Annotated in this window: 20 protein-coding genes and 1 pseudogene; 19 read left to right on the forward strand and 2 right to left on the reverse strand. The window is 65.0% G+C overall.

Annotated features, from left to right (window positions below; all coding sequences use genetic code 11):
- Positions 1 to 16: 16 nt before the first annotated feature.
- Positions 17 to 934, reverse strand: coding sequence for an NHL repeat-containing protein (locus tag AC1ROB_RS04330; RefSeq protein ID WP_492973539.1), 918 nt, complete (start codon positions 932 to 934; stop codon positions 17 to 19).
- Between the two features lie 82 nt (positions 935 to 1016).
- Here AC1ROB_RS04330 and sppA point away from each other — a divergent pair, with 82 nt between their 5' ends.
- From sppA to AC1ROB_RS04355, 5 genes are read left to right on the forward strand one after another with little or no spacing between them, the layout of a single operon-like run.
- Entirely contained in the window at positions 1017 to 1943 is a 927-nt protein-coding gene (gene sppA / locus AC1ROB_RS04335) for a signal peptide peptidase SppA (protein ID WP_492973538.1), read from the forward strand.
- A 39-nt stretch (positions 1944 to 1982) separates the two neighbouring features.
- The gene (ihfB, locus tag AC1ROB_RS04340; RefSeq protein WP_492973537.1) at positions 1983 to 2285 is read left to right on the forward strand and encodes an integration host factor subunit beta; all 303 of its coding nucleotides are present in this window, start codon (positions 1983 to 1985) and stop codon (positions 2283 to 2285) included.
- 19 nt (positions 2286 to 2304) lie between these two features.
- Complete coding sequence (locus AC1ROB_RS04345) at positions 2305 to 2628, forward strand: LapA family protein (protein ID WP_492973536.1); 324 nt, start codon at positions 2305 to 2307, stop codon at positions 2626 to 2628.
- Between the two features lie 13 nt (positions 2629 to 2641).
- Positions 2642 to 3586 carry a bifunctional Delta(1)-pyrroline-2-carboxylate/Delta(1)-piperideine-2-carboxylate reductase gene (gene lhpI, locus AC1ROB_RS04350; RefSeq protein ID WP_492973535.1) on the forward strand — a complete coding sequence of 315 codons (945 nt, stop codon included), beginning with the start codon at positions 2642 to 2644 and terminating at the stop codon, positions 3584 to 3586.
- Positions 3583 to 4803 (forward strand): NAD(P)/FAD-dependent oxidoreductase, encoded by a 1221-nt coding sequence (locus AC1ROB_RS04355; RefSeq protein WP_492973534.1) that lies wholly within the window; start codon positions 3583 to 3585, stop codon positions 4801 to 4803. The genes lhpI and AC1ROB_RS04355 overlap by 4 nt, the downstream gene beginning before the upstream one ends.
- On the opposite strand, the gene ddpX is transcribed toward AC1ROB_RS04355, so the two are convergent.
- Positions 4740 to 5312, reverse strand: coding sequence for a D-alanyl-D-alanine dipeptidase (gene ddpX, locus AC1ROB_RS04360; RefSeq protein WP_492973533.1), 573 nt, complete (start codon positions 5310 to 5312; stop codon positions 4740 to 4742). The two genes, AC1ROB_RS04355 and ddpX, sit on opposite strands and share 64 nt — an antisense overlap.
- 56 nt (positions 5313 to 5368) lie before the next feature.
- Between ddpX and tsaB the strand changes: the two genes are divergently transcribed.
- The 14 genes and pseudogenes from tsaB (at position 5369) to AC1ROB_RS04430 (ending at position 20458) form a co-directional block, all read left to right on the forward strand.
- Positions 5369 to 6490 (forward strand): tRNA (adenosine(37)-N6)-threonylcarbamoyltransferase complex dimerization subunit type 1 TsaB, encoded by a 1122-nt coding sequence (tsaB, locus tag AC1ROB_RS04365; protein ID WP_492973532.1) that lies wholly within the window; start codon positions 5369 to 5371, stop codon positions 6488 to 6490.
- A 131-nt stretch (positions 6491 to 6621) separates the two neighbouring features.
- Positions 6622 to 7056, forward strand: coding sequence for a Ros/MucR family transcriptional regulator (locus AC1ROB_RS04370; protein ID WP_492973531.1), 435 nt, complete (start codon positions 6622 to 6624; stop codon positions 7054 to 7056).
- Between the two features lie 120 nt (positions 7057 to 7176).
- Positions 7177 to 7605 (forward strand): Fur family transcriptional regulator, encoded by a 429-nt coding sequence (locus tag AC1ROB_RS04375; protein ID WP_492973530.1) that lies wholly within the window; start codon positions 7177 to 7179, stop codon positions 7603 to 7605.
- 26 nt (positions 7606 to 7631) lie between these two features.
- Entirely contained in the window at positions 7632 to 8474 is an 843-nt protein-coding gene (locus AC1ROB_RS04380; RefSeq protein WP_492973529.1) for a lysophospholipid acyltransferase family protein, read from the forward strand.
- A 67-nt stretch (positions 8475 to 8541) separates the two neighbouring features.
- Positions 8542 to 9084, forward strand: a complete 543-nt coding sequence (locus tag AC1ROB_RS04385; protein WP_492973528.1) for an RNA polymerase sigma factor — start codon at positions 8542 to 8544, stop codon at positions 9082 to 9084.
- Between the two features lie 37 nt (positions 9085 to 9121).
- Entirely contained in the window at positions 9122 to 10054 is a 933-nt protein-coding gene (locus AC1ROB_RS04390) for a FecR family protein (RefSeq protein WP_492973527.1), read from the forward strand.
- 159 nt (positions 10055 to 10213) lie between these two features.
- Positions 10214 to 12553: a TonB-dependent siderophore receptor gene (locus AC1ROB_RS04395; RefSeq protein ID WP_492973526.1), complete on the forward strand. Its 2340-nt coding sequence runs from the start codon at positions 10214 to 10216 to the stop codon at positions 12551 to 12553.
- A gap of 41 nt (positions 12554 to 12594) precedes the next feature.
- On the forward strand, positions 12595 to 13755 hold the full coding sequence (locus tag AC1ROB_RS04400; protein ID WP_492973525.1) for a PepSY-associated TM helix domain-containing protein: 1161 nt from the start codon (positions 12595 to 12597) through the stop codon (positions 13753 to 13755).
- Positions 13756 to 14320: 565 nt separating this feature from the next.
- Positions 14321 to 15715, forward strand: coding sequence for a tRNA (N6-isopentenyl adenosine(37)-C2)-methylthiotransferase MiaB (gene miaB, locus AC1ROB_RS04405; RefSeq protein ID WP_492973524.1), 1395 nt, complete (start codon positions 14321 to 14323; stop codon positions 15713 to 15715).
- 34 nt (positions 15716 to 15749) lie between these two features.
- Positions 15750 to 16805 carry a PhoH family protein gene (locus AC1ROB_RS04410; RefSeq protein WP_492973523.1) on the forward strand — a complete coding sequence of 352 codons (1056 nt, stop codon included), beginning with the start codon at positions 15750 to 15752 and terminating at the stop codon, positions 16803 to 16805.
- Positions 16806 to 16814: 9 nt separating this feature from the next.
- Positions 16815 to 17294: pseudogene (gene ybeY, locus AC1ROB_RS04415) on the forward strand (rRNA maturation RNase YbeY); the annotation flags it as partial.
- 152 nt (positions 17295 to 17446) lie between these two features.
- Entirely contained in the window at positions 17447 to 18331 is an 885-nt protein-coding gene (locus AC1ROB_RS04420; protein WP_492973522.1) for a hemolysin family protein, read from the forward strand.
- A gap of 8 nt (positions 18332 to 18339) precedes the next feature.
- On the forward strand, positions 18340 to 19914 hold the full coding sequence (gene lnt / locus AC1ROB_RS04425) for an apolipoprotein N-acyltransferase (RefSeq protein WP_492973521.1): 1575 nt from the start codon (positions 18340 to 18342) through the stop codon (positions 19912 to 19914).
- A 67-nt stretch (positions 19915 to 19981) separates the two neighbouring features.
- Positions 19982 to 20458, forward strand: a complete 477-nt coding sequence (locus AC1ROB_RS04430) for a helix-turn-helix domain-containing protein (RefSeq protein ID WP_492973520.1) — start codon at positions 19982 to 19984, stop codon at positions 20456 to 20458.
- Positions 20459 to 20512 lie beyond the last annotated feature (54 nt).

Genomic DNA, 20512 nt, shown 5'->3' on the forward strand with positions numbered 1-20512 from the left:
AATGACGGAAACACGTTTACTTCAGCGCCGCCGGATCGAAACTGAACAGCAGCGGGAAAAATGTCTTCCAGCTGTTCCAGCGCTGCGAGCCGGCCTCAGAGATGCTCCAGAGCAGACCATCGGCGCCGCGCGCCAGGTCTTCCAGCCCGGCCATCGCCGGATACTCCGCCAGCACCGCGCCGTTCTGCGTGTCGATGCGATAAAGCCGCCCCATGCTGCCGTTGCTGGCGCTGAGCCAGAGAGTGCCCTGCGCATCGAAGGTGGCACCCTGGATATGGAAGGGCAGGGCCAGACTGCGCGCGGCTTGCGCCATGCGGAAGGGCTTGTCGCTGCCGTTGAACACCATGGCCGGATCGGCGGCGACCAGCCGGGCGGCCGTATCGTCGCGGCTGTAGCGGCCGAACCACAGCAGCCGGCCGTCGAAGCTGAGGAAGTTGCTGCCCAGCGCCGGATCTTTTTCCAGCTTGCGCGGCTTGCCGACGATGACGGCGCGGCCGGCCTGCAGCGAGCGCGGCAGATCGAAGGCATAGAGCGCGCGGCCGCTGTCGGCGAGGAACAGCAGGCCGCCATCGGGCGTGGCAGCCAGGCCATCGACATGGCCGATGCTGTCGGGCAGATCGAAGCCGCCGACCACGGCGCCGTTCTTCGGATCGACGGCAAAGATTTTCGCCGGGCCGCGATTGGTCTGCTGCTCGGTGCTGCGATAGGTGCCGACAAAGATCGTGTCACGCACAAAGGTCAGGCTTTGCGGCACATAGCCCTCGTTCAGGCCCGGCGCCCAGAAGCGGCTGCGGATCGCCGCGTCCATCGGGGTTTTCGACAGGCTGCGCTCGGTATAGCGCGGCGCTTCGCCGCCAGGCACATCTTGGATCGGGCTCTGACCCTGGGCGGGCAGGGCCAACAGCAGCAGGCCGGCAAAGATAAGGGAGCGCATACGGGAACTGTAACCGCCGCGGGGCGGTTTTGTCTGCCTCGCTCCCTTGGCAAAAACCGAAGTGCTGCCTAAGTTTACCCTCATGTCCGATACCGATGCCTGGCTGGAACGCCGCAAGCTCAACCGCCGCCTGACCTGGTGGCGCTTCATCGCCGTGATCGCGGTGCTCGCCGTCGCGGTCATTGGCCTGTACCGCCTCGACCCCGGCAATGTGATCCGCGGTCATCAGGTGCATGTGGCCCGCCTGGAGATCAGCGGCGTCATCAGCGAAAACGACTGGTGGATGGAAAAGCTGCAGGAGGTGGCGGCGGATGACCGCGCCCGTGCGCTCATCCTGCATATCAACAGCCCCGGCGGCAGCACCTATGGCGGTGAGGCGCTGTTCCAGGCCATTCGCAAGGTGTCCGAGAAAAAGCCCGTGGTGGCGGTGATCGGCACGCTCGGTGCCTCCGCCGGCTACATGATCGCCATCGCCGGTGACCATGTTCTGGCGCGTGAAACCTCGCTCACCGGCTCGATCGGCGTGCTGTTCCAGACTGCGGAATTCTCCAAACTGATGGAAAAGGTCGGCGTCAGCGCCGAAACCATCACTTCGGGCGCGCTCAAGGCCGAGCCGAATCCGACCAAGCCGATGAGCCCGGCCGGCCGGGCCCAAATCCAGGCCATGGTCAATGAAACCCACAGCTGGTTCGTCGGTCTGGTGGCCGACCGCCGCAATCTGCCGGTCGAAAAGGTCCGCCAGCTGGCCGATGGCCGGGTCTATTCCGGCCGCGCGGCGCTGGATAATGGCCTGATCGACGGCCTGGGCGGCCTGGCCGAGGCCCGGGCCTGGCTGGCCGGACAGCGCGGCATCAGCGCCGATTTGCCCCTCCGCGACGTGCCGCCGGACCCGCCGGCCGGCCTGCTGGACGGCCTGGGCAGCCGGACGGCCATCGCCCTCCTTGGAAAAAGCCTTTTCGGGGAAAGACTTAGGCTTGACGGCCTGACCTCGGTTTGGCACCCTGAGTAACGAACGAGGGGGCCCGCAGCCGCTGCGCAGGGAAAACCGATGATCAAGTCCGAACTCATCAACCGTCTGGCCGAACGTAACCAGCATCTGACGCAGCGCGATATCGAGCGCATCGTCGGCACCATCTTCGATGAGATCGCCAACGCACTCTCGCGCGGCGATCGTGTTGAATTGCGCGGTTTCGGTGCATTTTCTGTGAAACGCCGTCCGGCGCGCACGGGTCGCAATCCGCGCACCGGCACAGCCGTGGACGTGCAGGAAAAGTTCGTGCCCTTCTTCAAGACGGGCAAGGAATTGCGCCAGAAGCTCAATCTCTCGGGCAAGTCGTCCGACACCGAGTAATTTTCCAGCGGGGGTCCGCATGCGCTTTCTGCGCGTTTTTCTGGGCGCCCTGCTTCTCCTGATCCTGGTGGTGTTTGCGGTCGCCAACAAGAATCCGGTGACTGTCAGCATCGATCCGCTGCCCTTCGAGGTCGAGCTGCCGCTCTACCTGCTGGTTTTCCTTGTCTTCTTTGTCGGTCTGATCCTCGGCGCGGTGTTCGGCCGGTTCAATGCCTGGTCGGCGGCGCGCCAGAAGGCCGCGCGCCAGCGCCAGGCCGAGATCAAGCTGGCGGCGCAGAAGCCGGCCGACCAGACGCCAGCCGCATCGGCACTGCCGCCGTTGCCGCCGGCGCCGCTCGCCTGACCCGGTTCCGCCCATGCGCAGTATCGATGCCGCCGCCGTCCATGCGGCTCTGCCCTACGGAAAACTGATTCCGCATCTGCGCGCCGCCTTTCAGGCGGGCGGCGAGGTGCCGGTGCGCAGCCATTTCCATATCGATGATCCGCAGGGCGGCCCGGGTGGCACGCTGCTGATCATGCCGGCCTGGCAGCCCGGGCGGCATATCGGCATCAAGGCGGTCAGTGTCTACCCGGACAATCCAAAGGCGGGGTTGCCGTCGGTGATCGGCGCCTATCTGTTGTTCGATGCGCGCACCGGCGCGCCCAAGGCGGTGATCGATGGCGTGGCACTCACGCTCCGTCGCACCGCCTGCGCGTCTGCTCTGGCCGCCGGGTATCTGGCACGCCAGGATGCACAGCATCTTCTGATGATCGGCGCCGGCTCGCTGGCGCCGCATCTGATCCGTGCCCATTGCGCGGTGCGCCGCTACAAGCGCATCGAGATCTGGAATCGCAATCGCAGCAGCGCCGAAGTGCTGGCGGCGAAACTGACCGACCTGAATGCGTCGATTGCCGTGGTCGACGATCTGGAGGCCTCGCAGCGCGTCGCCGACACGATTTCCTGTGCGACCTTAAGCCGCGAGCCGCTGGTGCGCGGCGACTGGCTCAAGCCCGGCACCCATGTCGATCTGGTCGGCGGCTTCACGCCGCAGATGCGCGAGGCCGACGACGCCACCCTGTCGCGTGGCGAGGTCTGGGTCGATACCCGCGAAGGCGCATTGAAAGAAGCCGGCGATCTCGTCGTGCCGATCAAGCACGGCCTGCTGAGTCCCGAGGATGTGCGCGGCGATCTGTTTGCCTTGTGCCGCAACGATGTCTTCGCCCGCAGCAACGATACCGAGGTCACCGTGTTCAAATCGGTCGGCACCGCGCTGGAAGATCTGGCGGCGGCCGAACTGGTGGTAGAGAGCCTGATGTCATGAAGACGGAAAACGGCATGAAGGTCATCATCGTCGGCGGCGGCATCATGGGCCTCAGCAGCGCCTGGGCGCTGCGTCGCAATGGCGCCGATGTCACGCTGATCGAGCAGGGCACGCTGCCCAATCCGCTCGGCTCCTCGGTCGACCAGCATCGCCTCATCCGCTACCCCTATGGCGCGCAGGTGGGCTACACCCGCATGGTGCGCCATGCCTACCACGCCTGGGACCGGCTCTGGCGCGACCTGAAGATGACGCTCTATGCCGAGACCGGCACGCTGATCCTGAGCGGCGAGGGCGATGACTGGACGGCGAAATGCGCCGCCGTACTGACCGAGGAAGAGGTCGAGCATCTCGCCTTCGATGCCGAAACCGTGGCCGGCCGTTATCCCATGCTGAACGAGGCCGGCCTGCAGGATGCGTTCTATTGTCCGTCCGGCGGCGTGCTGTTTGCCGAAGCCATCGTCGCGGCGCTCACCACGCATCTGCGCGACCACGGCGTGCGCATTGCCACCGGTAAAACCGTTACCGCGGTGGATGCCGAGGCCGGCACGGTCACGCTCGGCGAGCATGGCGCGCTGCAGGCCGACCGCGTGCTGGTGACCGCCGGGCCCTGGACCTCGAAACTGTTGCCCGGCCTTGCCGAGGTGTCGCGGCCGTCGCGCCAGGTGGTGGTGTATCTGCAGCCGCCGGCCGATCTGGGCACGGCCTGGTACAGCGCACCGATGCTGCTCGAAATCGGCCAGACGAAAGGCTTCTACGTTGTGCCGCCGCGCATCACCCGCGATGGCATGCGCACCGGCCTGAAGATCGGCGACCATCGTTTCGGCCTGACCGCCGATCCTTCGGCCGACCGCGAACCGAGGCCGGCAGAGATTGCCGCCATTCTCGACAACGCCCGTCATCGCATCGCCAATCTGGACGATTACAAAGTGGTGCAGGCCAAGACCTGCTTCTACGATGTGGAGATCGAGGAACGCTTCCAGTTCCGTACATTGGGGCCGCGTGCCTATGCCTTCTGCGGCACGTCAGGTCATGGTTTCAAGTTCGGGCCGCTGGTCGGCGAGATGATCGGCGACGTGCTGTTTGAAAAAGCCGAGCCGCTGACCACGGCGCAATGGCTGTCCGGCGAAGTGGATCGCGTGGCGATCACCGCCGATCACATCACCCCGGACGGCGCCATCAGTTCCGTGCCGGCCGCCGCATCCGACAAGAGCGGATAGCGGCGCGGCTGGAACAGCTGGTAGTGCCACCATTCGTTGCGATAGAAATCCCAGCCCGCCGCCGTCATGATTCCCAGCAGCAGCGCGCGGTTGCGTTGCTGCGCCGCGCCGATCTCCAGCACGCCATGGAAGGCCAGCGGCGTGAAGGCATCGAAATCCGTGCCCATGTCGAGTTCGTCGCCGGCGTCATCCACCAGCGTCACATCCACGGCGGCGCCGCGCGAATGCGGCGAGCCCTTGCGCGGATCGGCCAGGAAAGTCGGATCGGGCGTGTGGTTCCACAAAGCCCAGGCGGCCTCGGTCGGACGGAAGGCATCGAACACCTTCAGCCGCAGGCCCATCTGGGCGGCCAGCTGAACGGCGTTTTTCAGCAGCCCGGCTGCTTCCGGGTTGAGGTAACAGCCGGCACGGGCATAGATCGGCGCGCCGGTCAGGTTGTCGGCCGTGGCATAGCGCAGGTCGATCAGGACCGGAAAGTCCGGCGGCTTGATCTCGACCAAAGCTGGCATCACTGCTACTCCATCACCATGAACACGCCTTCCTACTATCACCGGCCGGCGAACCCGTGAAGCTGCTGGCCCTCGATACCGCGCTGAACGCCTGCTCGGTCGCCATCACCGATGGGGATCGCGCCCTGGCGCGCGTGGTTTCGGCCGGCGGCAAGGGTCATGCCGAACGGCTGCTGGCGCTGATCGAGCAGGCACGGCTGGAAGCCGGGATCGAACTCGGCCAGTTGGACGGCATTGCCGCCACCATCGGGCCCGGCTCGTTCACCGGCATCCGTACCACGCTGGCCACCGCGCGCGGCCTCGGGCTTGCGCTCGGCAAACCGGTCTGGGGCGTGACCACCACGCAGGCACTGGCTGCCGCGGCGGCCCGGCCCGGGCAGGGCACGGTTGCGGCGATCGATGCGCGCCGCGACGAAGTCTATCTGCAGGTTTTCGCAGCAGACGGCACGACGGTCACCGAACCGCTGCTGCTGCCGCTCAAAGACGCGGCCGCCGCGATTCCGCCGGGCGCGTTCATGCTGGTCGGCAGTGGTGCGGTGCTGCTGAAAGACGCCGCCGGCCGCGCCGACCTGACGATATCGGATGCCGATCCCGATCCCGATCCGGTGCTGGTAGCCAGGCTGGCCCGCGCGATGCCGCGGCCCGACGCGTCACCGGCGCCGCTCTATATCCGTCCGCCGGATGCGGCCCTGCCGAAAGCGCCGCAGCCGCGCGCCGAACTGGCGGTCGGCGTCGAATCCTGCGGCGGCGAAGCGGCTGCCGTGCTGGCCGCGCTGCATGCCGAAGCCTTCGCCGAGGGCGGCTGGACTGCCGACAGCCTGCGTAACCTGCTCGATATGCCGGGCGCGCTCTGCCTGGTCGCCCTGAATGGCACGCAGCCGGTGGGTTTCCTGCTGCTGCGCCAGGCTGCCGACGAAGCCGAGGTCATAACGCTCGCGGTGACGCCGCGGCTGCGGCGCCTGAATGTGGCGCGCCGGCTGCTGCAGGCCGGCTTTGCCCGGCTTGGCGCGCAGGGTGTTGCGCGCTGTTTCCTTGAGGTCGCCTCCGACAACAAGCCCGCGCGCGGCCTGTATCTGGCGGCCGGCTTCGCCGAGGTCGGCCGCCGCGCCGCCTATTACCAGACCGCGGCCGGCCCGCGCGATGCCATCGTCATGCAGCGGCTGCTGGGGCAGGACTAAAGTACAAGTTGCAGGAATATTGCTGTGACACTTTGATTTTTGCCAAGAACGCACTGGATTTAGGCAGAATCGCTCCCTAGTTTAAGCATTGTCACGACGTTTTACTTGATCTGTTCATGGAGTTTGAGCCAATGCCGCAGTCCGCCGAGCGGTTACAGTTGCTGACGCTGACCGCCCAGATCGTCGCGGCGCATGTTGCACAGAACCGCATCGACACCGCCGAACTGCCGGCCCTGATCCGCCAGGTCCACGCCACCCTGGCCGGTCTCGATGGCACCATGGCGCAAACGCCGACGCCGGCCGGTGCTGCGACTGCGGAGCGCTCGCAACCCGCCGTGCCGGTGAAGAAATCGGTGACGCCGGATTTCATCATCTGCCTGGAAGACGGCAAGAAGCTGAAGATGCTCAAACGCCATCTGATGAGCCATTACAAGATGACGCCGGAGCAGTATCGCGAACGCTGGGGCCTGCCGGCCGATTACCCGATGGTGGCCCCCAATTATGCGCTGCATCGCCAGGTGCTGGCCAAGAAGATCGGGCTTGGCAAGGGCCGCCATCGCCGTTAAGACGGCGCCTCACGGGAAATATGGCCCCCGGCCGAGTCGCGCCGCGCGTTTCATCGCTGGCGCGGCCGTGCTAAACTGCTGGGGCAGGGATCATTCACCAATAAAAAGGGCGTTCGGCGTATGAGCAGCCGCCTCGAACAACTTTGCGAACAACTTGGCATGCGGATGACCGACCAGCGGCGTGTGATCGCCCGGGTCCTCAGTTCCTCGCACGATCACCCCGATGTGGAAGAGCTGCATCGCCGCTCGGTGGCGGTGGATCCGCGCATCTCGATCGCCACGGTCTATCGCACCGTGCGCATGTTCGAGGAGAACGGCATCCTCAGCCGTCTCGATCTCGGCGACGGGCGTGCGCGCTACGAAGAGATGCCGGAGTCGCACCACGATCATCTGATCGACACGCGGTCGGGCAAGATCATCGAGTTCAACGATCCCGAGCTCGAGGCGCTGCAGGACAAGATCGCCGCGCGCCTGGGCTACAAGCTGGTCGATCACCGGCTGGAGCTCTTTGGCGTGCCGCTCGATGACAAGGACAAGAAGAAGGGCTGAGTCCCAGCCCTTCCGCAGCCATGGCCATGCGCGCACTTGTGACGCTCACCGTCTTTCTTGCCTGGACGGTGCTGCTGATCCCCGTCCAGATTCTGCTGATTCGTCTCAACAGTCCGTTGATGCGCAGCCTACCGTATTTCTATCACCGCTCGGTGGCCTGGCTGCTGCGGGTGAAGGTGCGGCGCGTCGGCCAGCCGTCGGCCACGCGGCCGACGCTGTTCGCGTGCAATCATATCTCCTGGCTCGATATCGTGGTGCTGTCGGCGGCGATGCCGGATGTGAGTTTCATCGCCAAGCAGGAGGTGAACGAGTGGCCGTTCTTCGGCACGCTGGCGCGGCTGCAGCGCACGGTGTTTGTCGAACGCGAGCGCCGGTCGCGCACCGCCGAGCATCGCGATGAAATGGTCGAGCGCCTGCAGCAGGGCGACAGCCTGATCCTGTTCCCCGAAGGCACCTCGTCCGACGGCCTGCGCATCCTCACCTTCAAGTCGGCCTTCTTCGCCATGGCGGAAGCACCGGTGCATGGCCGCCATCTGACCGTGCAGCCGGTCAGCCTCGGCTATGCCAAGCTCAATCACATGCCGGTCGGCCGCCGCTGGATGCGGCTGTTTGCCTGGGTCGGCGACGAGGATCTGGTGCCGCATCTGTGGCGCTTCCTCAAGGCCGGCCCGAGCGAGGCGGTGGTGGAATTCCACACGGCCGTCACCATGGACCAGTTCAACTCGCGCAAGGGCCTTGCCGCCTGGTGCCACCAGCGCGTGGCCGAAGGCCTCAGCGACATCAATGCCGGCCGCGAAATCCCAGGTCCGCGCACGCCGCCGCAGAAACTGCCGGCGCCGAAGCCGCAGGACATTGCGGCCGAAGACTGAATCCCCCATCACTATTGCGAATAATTCTCAACTAAAATAAACTCCCCGCATTCACCGGGGGAGCCGCTTGGCCGACGAGACCGCATCTGCCGCGGCACGACATCACTTCGCGGCGCTGTTCTCCGCCCAGCGGGGTCCGCTGGTGCGCTGGCTGTCGCGACTGGTCGGTGACCGTCACGCGGCCGAAGACCTGGCGCAGGATGCCTATATCAAGGCCGCTGCTGCTGCCGAGGCCGGCGAGGTGCAGCATCCGCAGGCTTTCCTCTATCAGACCGCTCGCAACCTGGCGCTCGATCATCTGCGGCGGCAGAAGGTGCGCACACGGGTGCATCCCGCCGGCAGCGACGGACTCGATGCGGCGGTCGCCGCCGTGCCGGCAACCGAGCCGTCACCGGAGACGCAGGTCCTGGACCGCGATCGCGTTCGCCGCTTCCAGGCTGCACTGGCCTGCCTGCCTGAGCGCGCCCGCCAGGTGCTTGTGCTGCACCGGATCCATGGGCTGACCCAGACGCAGATCGCGCGGAAATTCGGTGTCACCGAACGTACCATCGCCAAGGACCTGGCGCTGGCGCTGAAACATTGTCTCGCCGCCGATGGCGGCTACGGATAGGACTTCCGCTTTGACCGGCCTCGCGCGTCTTATCGATATGTCCCTTGATCCGACTGCCCATCCCGAGCAGCAGGCCGCCGACTGGTTCGCGACCCTGCGCGGCGACGCCGATGCAGAAATCCGCGCGGCGTTTCTCCTCTGGCATGATGCCGATCCGGCCCATGCGGCGGCCTATGCCCGCGTCGAAGCCCTGTGGACCGATGCCGATTTGACGGCGGCGCTGTTTGCGGTGGGCGCGGAAAAACCCAAGGTCCGCGTTCCCATGCTGGCGCGCCGCATGGCGGCGGCAGCTGCAGTGCTGGTAGGGCTGTGGGGGGCTGCGCATATCAGCGGGCTGGATGTCGATTTCGCCGCTGACCATGTGGCGAAAGCCGGGCTGCCGCAGCGCGTGACCCTGGCCGACGGGTCGCAACTGCTGCTCGATGCCGGTGCGGCAGTCGCAGTGGATTACAGTGCGCAGCAGCGCAAGGTCACGGTGCTGCGCGGCCGCGTCTTTGCCGAGGTGCAGCCCGATGCGGCCAGGCCCTTCCGGCTGCAGCGTGACGATGTGGCGGCCCAGGCGCTCGGCACGGCCTACAGCCTGGATGCTGCGCGTGACGTCACGGTCGCCGTACATCATGGCCGCGTGGCGGTGGCGCGGGCCAGCCGTTCATTGGCCACGCTGACGGCTGGGGAGGCGGCCGTTCTGGGGCAGGGTGGCGGCATGAATGCCATGGCCATCGCGCCGGAGGCTTTCGCTTGGACCGAGAACCGCCTGGTTTTCGCCAACCGACCGCTGGGCGAGGTGCTGGACGAACTCGACCGCTACTGGCCGGGCATGATCTGGGTACGCGGCGCCGATCTGGCCGGCCTCCATGTCTCGGGCAGCTACCGGCTCGACGACCCACCGGCCGTGGTGGCGGCTCTTGCCGCGGCCACAGGGGCGCAGGTTGCCGTCTATGGCGGCCGGCTGTTCATCCTCTCCCGCTGATTTTTTCAAAAAACGCTTCCGGTTGACGCTGCCCCATGCGTCAGGGCTTAAGGGTCGCAAATGCGTCGCATTTGCTGAAAGAACAGGCATTGGGGAAGTTGAATGCACAGGTATTCTTGGCGCAACGCGCTTTTGCTGGGAACGGCGTTGGTTTTCGGCATGGCGGGCAATCTGCCCCTGCAGGCCCAGACCCCAGTTGCGCAGGGTCAGCCAGTCCAGCAGCAGTTCGACATTCCGGCCCAGCCGCTGACCGCGGCGCTGGATGGTTTTGCCCGTAACTCCGGCTGGCAGCTCGGCTATCCGGCAGCGCTGGCCCAGGGCAAGACCTCGAGTGTTCTGCGCGGCACCTTCAGCCCCGCTGATGCGCTGGCCCGCCTGCTGACCGGCACCGGCCTCACCTACCGTGTCACCGGCGCAAATACGGTGACACTGGTCGAACTGCCGGCCCAGGGCAGTAACGCCGCGGTGCTGCCCACACTGGCGGTCGAAGGCCGGCAGCGCAGTGAAACCGCTTGGGGGCCTGTCGACGGCTATGTCGCAACGCGCAGCGCCACGGGCACCAAGACCGATACGCCGCTGCTGGAAACGCCCCAGTCCATTTCGGTGATCACACGCGAGCAGATGGACGAGCAGAAGCCACGCCAGATCGGCGAAACGCTACGCTATACCGCCGGCGTCCGCGCTGAAGCCGGTGGCCTGCAGATGCAGCATGACGGCATCCAGCTGCGCGGCTTCACGCAGTTTGCCGGCTACCTCTATCGTGATGGAACGCGCGAACTGCCGCAGGCTTTCCTCGGCTTCCATGCGCCGGAGCCCTACAACATGGAGCGCGTCGAGGTCATCAAGGGTCCGGCCTCCATTCTCTATGGCCAGAATTCGCCAGGTGGCCTGGTCAACATGGTGACCAAGCGGCCGACCGACCGGCCGATCAACGAAGTGGAAGTGCAGGGCGGCAGCTTCGACCGCAAACAGATCGCCGCCGATATCGGCGGCGCAGCGAGCGAGAAACTGTCCTACCGTTTCGTCGCGCTTGGCCGCGACACGGACACGCAGGTGGATTATGTGCGGGATGATCGCATCTTCCTGGCCGGCGGTCTGACCTTCCGTCCCGGCGCCGATACATCAGTGACGCTGCTGATGGATCATCAGCGTGATGACTCGCTCTACATTTACGGTATGCCGGCGGTGGGCACCGTTCTGTCGAGCCCGAATGGCAGGATACCGATCAACCGCTTCGTGGGTGAGCCGGACTTCGATTCCACGCTGATGAACAAGACATCCTTCAGCGCGCTGACCGAGCATGGCATCGACAATACCTGGACGCTCCGCCAGACGCTGCGCTACAGCGATCACGACTATGATTCCAAGACGATCTTCCTTGGCGCCCAGCAGGCCGATCCGCGCTTTTATAACCGCAACGTGCAACGACGGCTGGCCGCGGGGCGCGTCTTTACTGCCGATCAGCAGGCCGAAGCCAAGTTCGATACCGGCCCGGTCAAGCACACGGCCATCGCCGGCTTCGACTATCAGCATGTTTCGCTCGATGTGATGACCGGCAACTCGACCGGTGGTGGCGGACTGCTCAATATCTTTGCGCCGAGCTATGGCAGGGCCGTGAGCGTGCCGGCCTTTGGCAGTGGTTCCGACCAGACGATCGCGCAATACGGCCTCTATGCGCAGGACCAGATCAGATATGACAACTGGATCCTCGTCGCCGGCGGACGCCAGGATCGCGCCGTCAGCGATACGAAGAATCGCTTCACCGGCTTCAAAACCATGCAGGACGACCGCGCGCTCACCGGTCGCGCTGGCCTGATGTATCTCTTTGACATGGGCCTGGCGCCCTATGTCTCTTATGCCGAATCCTTCGAACCGGTGTCCGGTACAGACTTCTCCGGCAAGGCCTTCGTGCCCGAAACCGGCCAGCAACAGGAAATCGGTGTCAAATATCAGCCGAAAGGCTACGACAGTTTCGTCACCTTCTCGGCCTTCGACCTGCGCCGGCAGAATGTGACGACGAGCGACCCTGCCCATCCCACCTTCAGCATCCAGACCGGCGAAGTGACGTCGCGCGGCCTGGAGCTGGAGGGCAAGGCCAGCATCAGCCGTGAGCTCGATCTGCTGTCTGCCTTCAGCTACACCGATGTAGAGGTGACCAAGAGCAACGGTACCGATCTGGGAAAGCGGCCGGCCCGCGTGCCGGAATACATGGCATCGCTCTGGGCCGACTATACGCTGCGCAGCGGCGATCTGGCTGGTCTCGGCTTCGGTGCCGGCGCCCGTTACATCGGCACCACCTATGGCACATCAACCAACAGTTTCGATGTGCCGGCCTATACGCTGTTCGATGCCGCTGTGCATTACGACTGGCAGAATTTCCGCGTCTCGCTGAACGCCGCCAATCTGTTCGACAAGGAGAACTTCTCCTGCGGCTCGCTGACGAGCTGTAACTACGGCATCGGCCGCACGGTGATTGCCGCGGTCCGTTACCGCTGGTGATAGCTGCCCTGCAAAGGGCGGCGACGCGGCCATTCTGGCTGTTGGTCCACCGCATCGCAGGCCTGGCGACGGCGGGATTCCTGTTCGTCGCCGGCCTGACCGGTGCGGTGATCGCGTTTCATTTCGAGCTGGATGCCTGGCTCAATGCCGACATCTTTCATGTCCAGGCGGTCGGACCGCCGCTGCCGCTCGACGATCTGGTCGCCCGCGTCGAGGCGGCGGAGCCGCGCGCCATGGTGCGGTATGTGCCGCTGAATGTGCGGCCGGGCGAAACGGCGCGCCTGTCCCTGCGCCCGCGCTCCGATCCGCAGACCGGCCGGCCCTTCGTGCTGGGCTATGACCAGATTTTCGTCGATCCCGCCACCGGCACGATCCTTGAGCGGCGTCAGCGTTTCGGTGGGGGCATCGACCGGCGCCATGTGGTCGGCTTTCTTTACGAACTGCATTACCGGTTGCATCTGCCGGGTCGCTGGGGCGCCTGGCTGATGGGTGGGATCGCACTGGTCTGGCTGTTCGACAGCATCGTCGGTGCAGCGCTGACCCTGCCGCGGGCACGACCACTGCTGCAGCACTGGCGCGTCGCCTGGATAATCAAACCCGATGCGAGCCGGCGCCGCCGCTATCTCGATCTGCATCGGGCCGGTGGCCTGTGGTTCTGGCCGGTGCTGATGATGCTGGCGTTCACCAGCATCTACTTCAACCTGAACCGCGAGGTGTTCCGGCCCGTTGTCTCGGTCTTCAGCAGCCTGACCCCGTCGCCCTACGATCTGCGCCAGGCCCGGCCGGCCGGCAGTCAGACGCCGGCGGGACTGGGCTTTACCGCGATCTCTATCTCCGCCAATGCCGAGGCCGACCGGCGCGGCTGGTCGGATCGTCCGGGCGGGATATCCTACAATTCGGCCTACGGGATCTATTCGGTCCACTTCTTCCCCGGCCAGTCGGATTACGGCGCCGGACCCAACCGGCCGTTTCTGTATTTCGATGCGATGGACGGACGATTGCTCGCGGCGGAAGTGCCCTGGCAGGGCACGGCCGGCGATGTTTTCCTGAGGCTGCAGTTTCCTCTGCACAGCGGCTGGATCGCCGGTTTGCCGGGGCGCATCGTCATTTCTGCCGCGGGGCTGATAACGGCGCTGCTCTCGGTCACCGGCATCGTGCTGTGGTGGCGTCGGCGGTCGGCGGTAAAAAAAATGGCGGGCTAGAACGTCATATCTTCAGGGGCCGGTGAAAACCGGTTTCGACCAGCCAGCCAGCCGCGCCGGGCAATCCGCCGCAAGCCAGCCAGCCATCGGCCCCAGCCTGCCCTTGATATTCTTTTATATGTTCCCATTTAGTTCTGATTGCCCTCCAGGCAACAGGCAGATTCGGTCTCGTTTCCCCGCCTTTGGCGAAAGCCGGCGAGTGCCGGCGAAGCCAAACGAACGCAAACGAAGCCGAACGAACGTAAACGAAGCCAAACGAACGTAAACGAAGCCAAACGAAGCCGAACGAAGCCGAACGAAGGCCCGGGAGCGCCGGGGGAGCCTGGCAGGCGCGAATCGGGGTGTTATCTGGCCGGGCCCGATGCTGCCCGGCCCGGGCGAGGTGCACGGTGATTATATTAACCCCTTGATTCTCTTGTGAAGAATCTGTGACGCTGCCCCTGATCGGCTGCTGTTGTCCTTGGTTTTTGCCCCCCGGGGTGGTAGCGTGGGTTGTCGGCAACGAATTCTTAAGGAGCGTCTGGGGCGTCGTCAGGTTGAAGGCCCGCCCCGCTGAAACCCGGACTTGGCCAAAAAGCTGTTCATCAAGACCTACGGCTGCCAGATGAACGTCTACGACTCCGCCCGCATGGCGGACGTGCTGGCCCCGCTCGGATACGCCAAGACCGACGATCCCGAGGATGCCGACATGGTCATCCTCAATACCTGCCATATCCGCGAAAAGGCCGCCGAGAAGGTGTTCTCCGAGCTTGGCCACTGGCGGATCCGCAAGGCGGAGGCCCAGAAGCAGGGTGGCGACGTGACCATCGCGGTCGCCGGCTGCGTCGCCCAGGCCGAGGGCGAGCAGATCAACCAGCGCGCGCCCTTCGTCGACCTCGTGGTCGGCAGCCAGGCCTATCACAAGCTGCCCGAGCTGCTGGCGAAAGCCGAGCGCGCCAGCGTCAGGCACAGCGGCGGCCCCCATAAAGCGGGACTGGGCCTGATGGAGACCGCCTTCCCGGTCGAATCGAAATTCGATCATCTTCCCAACGAGATTTCTGCGGCCCCCGGGCCGGTCGGCTATCTGGCCGTGCAGGAAGGCTGCGACAAATTCTGCACCTTCTGTGTCGTGCCCTATACGCGCGGCGCCGAATATTCCCGTCCGGCGGATGCCATCATCGCGGAAGCCCTGAGAATCGCCGCCACCGGCGTGCACGAGATCGCATTGCTCGGCCAGAATGTGAATGCCTGGCATGGCGAAGGTTCTGATGGCGCGACCTGGTCGCTGGCCCGCCTGCTGGCGGCGCTGCACGAGCGGGTCAATGCGCAGTATCCGCAGATCCGCTGGCGCTACACCACATCGCATCCGCTGGAGATGAGCGACGACCTGATCGCTGCCCATCGCGACCTGCCGATGCTGATGCCCTTCCTGCATCTGCCGGTGCAGGCCGGTTCGGATGCCGTGCTGAAAGCCATGAATCGTCAGCATCGCGCGGCAGACTATCTGCGCGTGGTGGAAAAGCTCTATGCCGCGCGTCCCGATCTGGCGCTCAGCGGCGATTTCATCACCGGCTTCCCCGGCGAGACCGACAAGGATTTCGCGGCGACGCTCGATCTGGTGCGCCAGGCACGCTATGCCGCTGCCTATTCGTTCAAGTATTCCGCCCGCCCCGGCACGCCGGGCAGCCTGCTGCCCAATCAGGTGAGCGATGCGGCAAGCAGCGCGCGGTTGCAGGCCCTGCAGGATCTGCTGCGCGAGCAGTCGCTGGCCTTCAATGCCGGCACGGTGGGGCGGACGCTGGATGTGGTCTTCGACCGCGCCGGACGTCGTCCCGGCCAGGTGCTCGGCCGCTCGCCTTACATGCAGTCGGTGATCGTCAACGATGCGTCGCTGCAAATCGGCGACCGCGCCGCAGTGACCATTACCGCCGGCCATGGCAGTTCCGTGGATGGGCAGCTCGCCCGTCTGGCAGCAGCATGAGGATCGATTGGACGCAGCAACGAGGCCAAAGCCTGTGAGCGATGCACGCGGCGCGGATAAAACGGCAGCCGATCCGATCATTCTGGATTTCGAGGACAATCGCCTTCTCGCCCTGCTGTTCGGCGAGCATGATCGTCATCTCGCCCGCATCGAAGAGCGGCTGGGCGTGGCGGTGGCGTCGCGCGGCAACCGGCTGATGATCACCGGTCCGGCCGAGGCGCAGGTCCAGGCGCGCAAAATTCTCACCGATCTCTACCGCCGTCTCGAAAACGGCACCGAAGTCGAGATGGGTGATGTCGATGGTGCAATCCGCATGACGCAAGGGGGTCCGATGAACGCTCCAGTGACGGCGAAGCTGCGTGACAAGGCCGAATTGATTCGGGATGACCGGCCGATCCCGGACGGTGCGGTGCGCACCAAGAAGCGCATCATCATTCCGCGCTCCCATACGCAGAAACTGTATTTCGACGCACTGCAGAGTAACGAACTGGTCTTCGGCCTCGGCCCGGCCGGCACCGGAAAAACCTATCTCGCCGTCGCCATGGCGGTGTCGATGCTGCTGGAAGGCCGTGTCGACCGTATCATCCTGTCGCGCCCCGCTGTTGAAGCCGGCGAGCGCCTCGGCTTCCTGCCGGGCGACATGCGCGACAAGATCGATCCGTATCTGCGTCCGCTCTACGACGCGCTCTACGACATGCTGCCGGCCGAACGCGTGGCCAAGGGCCTGGAAAGTGGCGAGGTCGAAGTGGCGCCGCTCGCCTTCATGCGCGGCCGTACCCTGGCCAACGCCTTCGTCATCCTGGACGAAGCGCAGAACACCTCGCCGGTGCAGATGAAGATGCTGCTCACGCGGCTTGGCGAGAATTCGCGTCTGGCGGTGACCGGCGATCTGTCGCAGATCGATCTGCCGATCGGCGTGCCGTCGGGCCTGCGTCATGCGCTGGATATTCTCGATGGCGTCGATGGCATCTCGTTCGTGAAGTTCGGCGAGGCCGATGTGGTGCGCCATCCGCTGGTCACCAAGATCGTGCGCGCCTATGCCCAGAAGGAGCAGCAGCTCGACCTGGCGACGCCCAGACCGAGACGCTGATCCGCCACCATGCCTGAAGGCCCGAGTATAGAGATCGACATCCGCATTGCCGCGGCCGGCTGGCGCAAGGATTTGCCCAACCCGGCTGCGGCGGTTCGCAAGGCGGTGCAGGCCGCCCTGAAAAGCGAACTGCCGGCCAAAGCCGCCACCGGCCTGAGCATCCTGCTTACCGACGATGCCGAGATGCGCAAGCTGAATGCCGGCTGGCGCGCCAAGGACAAGCCGACCAACGTGCTGTCCTTCCCGGCGGAAAACGCCGTCGATCCGGCACGACCGCCTGCCTATCTGGGCGATGTCGCACTGGGTCTGGCCACCTGCAAGCGTGAAGCGAAAGCGCAGAAGAAAACCCTGGCCGACCATGTGGCGCATCTGACCGTGCATGGGGTGCTGCATCTGCTCGGCTACGATCATATGGATGACGACCAGGCCGAGGCGATGGAGCCGCTGGAGACCGTGATCCTGGCCGGTATGGGCATTGCCGATCCCTATACGATCCGGCCCGCCAGGGCCGTCACCAAGAAGAAGATCGTGACCAGGAAGAAGACCGTTACAAAGAAGAAGAGTGTTGTGAAAGCAAAGTCTGCGCCTGTCCGGGCGAAACAGAAGACCACGAAGACGACCGCAAAGCAGAGGCGCGCGTCATGAGCGAGGCCCGCGAAAACGGCAATGGCGGCACGACATTCTGGCGCCGCCTGCTGTCGCTGCTGCGCGGACGCAGCGACGAATCCCTGCGCGAGAGCATCGAAGAGCTGCTGGAAGAGCATGCCGACGACAGTGCCACGCCGGAAGAAACCGCCGAGCGCGCCCTGCTGCGCAACGTGCTGGAAGTGGGCGAGCTGCGGGTTGGTGAAATCCGCGTGCCGCGTACCGACATCATCGCAGTCTCCACCGAAATCGAGTTCGAGAAGCTGGTGAAGATGCTGGTGGATGCCGAGCATTCGCGTCTGCCGGTCTATCGCGGCTCGCTCGACGACGTGATCGGCATGATCCATGTCAAGGATGTGCTGCCTTATCTGGCTGGCCGCAGCGGCTTCGCCATCGACAAGATCATGCGCAAGCTTCTGGTGGTGCCGCCATCGAAGTCGGTGCTGGAACTGCTGCGCGAGATGCGCGACAGCCGCGTGCATATGGCCATCATCGTCGATGAATATGGCGGTGTGGACGGCCTGGTCACCATCGAGGATCTGGTCGAGCAGATCGTCGGCGAGATCGACGACGAGCATGATGAAAGCGCCGGCGCCATGCTGATCCAGCGCGCCGACGGCGTGCTAGAGGCGGTCGGCCGCTGCCCGATCGAAGATCTGGAAGAAAAGATCGGCCGCGCCCTGCAGGATCCGGAAGAAGACGAGGAAGTCGATACTGTCGGCGGCCTGATCGTTTCGCATCTCGGGCGGGTGCCGCTGCGCGGCGAACTGATCGAACATCCCGCCGGCCTTGCCTTCGAGGTGCTGGATGCCGATCCGCGCCGGGTGAAGCGTGTGCGCATCCGCGTACAGACGCAGGAAACCAGCGCCGATGCGGCCTGACGCCTGACATGAGCCGACTGACCGCTGTGATGACCGTGCTGGCGAATCTGGCCGGCTGGCGCCGCTATGGCCTCGCCCTGCTGCTGGGCGTGGCTTTGGCCGGTGCGCAGGCGCCGCTGTCGCTCTGGCCGCTTGCATTTATCGCCTTCATCGGGCTGCTGCACCTGCAGACCGCCACGCTGCGCTGGCGCGCCTTTTTCACCGGTTTCGCTTTCGCCTATGGCTATTTCGTCGCCGGGCTGTACTGGATCGGCATCGCCTTCTTTGTCGATGCCGACAAATACGCGTTGCTGCTGCCGCTGCCGGTGCTGGGCCTGCCGTTGCTGCTGGCCGTGTTCCCCGCTGCCGGCCTGTGGCTGGCGCTGCAGGTTGCCGGCGCCAGCGCGGCCTGGCGGTTCCTGCTGGCGCCCTTCGGCTGGCTGATCGGCGAATACCTGCGCGGCCATGTGCTGACCGGCTTTCCCTGGAACGTGGTGGGTACCATCTGGGGCGACTGGCCGGCCACCATGCAGCTGGCCGCCTTCATCGGTGTGCAGGGGCTGGGGCTGATCACCATGCTGGCGGCCGCCGGCCTCGCGCTCTTCCTGTTGCCCGGCCTGTCGCAGCGGGTGCGATTGGCGACATTGTTGCTGCCGGCCGGCTTCGTGTTGCTGATGGGGCTGGGCAGTCTGCGCCTGCCGACGGCAGCCGTCGACACCGTGCCCGACGTACAGTTGCGTCTGGTGCAGCCCAGCGTGCCGCAGACGGTGAAATGGCGCGACGATCTGCGCCAGCAGCATCTGCAGGAGCATGCCACGCTCAGCCTGCAGGCAGCGGAGATTCCGCCCACCCATATCATCTGGCCGGAAACCGCTCTGCCGTATCTGCTGGACGAAGAACCGCGCCTGCGCGAGGGCCTGGCCAGGCTGCTGCCGGCGAAAGGCGGTGCCCTGATCACCGGCGCACCGCGCCGGATGTTCGATGCGAAGCAGCAGCTGGTGCTGTTCAACAGCGTCTTCGTGCTGGATGCCACCGGTACGCTGGCTGGCGTCTACGACAAGCTGCATCTGGTGCCGTTCGGCGAATACCTGCCGTTCCGCAGAATCCTGAAGCCGCTCGGCCTCGACGCCCTGGCGGCGGGCAGCGTTGATTTCTCGCCCGGCGAATCGGCGGCAGCACTGACCATTCCCGGCCTGCCGGCGGCCCGCGTGCTGGTGTGCTACGAGGCGATTTTCCCCGATGAGATATCGGATGGCAGTGGCGGGCCGCGGCCCGGCCTGTTGCTAAACGTTACCAACGACAGCTGGTTCGGTCGTTCGTCAGGGCCCTGGCAGCACCTGAACGCTGCCCGTTTCCGCGCCATCGAGCAGGGCTTGCCCCTGGTGCGGGCCGCCAACAACGGCATCAGCGCCATTATTGACCCTTATGGGCGAATCACCGCCAGCCTGGGGCTGGATGCCATCGGCGTGGTTGACGGCCGTTTACCAAAAGCCCTGGAGGGTTCTCCGCCTTACGCGCGTATCGGTGATGTACCTTTGCTCGCTTTTTCGCTATTATTCCTTATCTGGCGCTTTGTGGCGCTTCGTCGCAGTGCAAAGCGTTGACCGCAGCAACGACGAGGGACTTTAATCGGCCCTTCGTTTTTGATTATGCGTTGCGTGAGGGTGCCCAGTGACGAAGAACTCCGTCGACATTCATGTCGGCAATCGATTGAAATTACGCCGTACCATGATCGGCATGAGTCAGGACAAGCTCGGCCAGATGGTCGGCCTGACCTTCCAGCAAATCCAGAAATACGAAAAAGGCGCCAACCGTATCGGCGCCAGCCGTCTGTTCCAGTTCGCCATCATCCTCGGCGTGCCGGCTGCCTATTTCTTCGAGGGCCTGGACGAGGCGCAGATTGCCAACCGCGATGGCCAGATGGTGGAATCGGCCGTGCCGTCCAACAGCCCGGCGGCGTCGTTCAGCCGTGACGATGTCGAACTGCTGCGCGCTTTCAACGGCCTGCGCCAGACCGGCCTGCGCCGCAAGATCATCGATCTGGTCTGGGCCATGGGCAACGGAACCGAAGAGACGGACGGCGAAGACTCACCGGCCGGCGCTGTGGAACCGGGCTTAACCCCAGTTCGGTCACGCCATTCCGCTTGACCCCCGCGTCAGGCTCTGCGAAATAACCGGACTTTTCCCGTTTTCCCAATTCCG

The organism is Ferrovibrio sp. GW821-FHT12F09, from assembly GCF_058806775.1.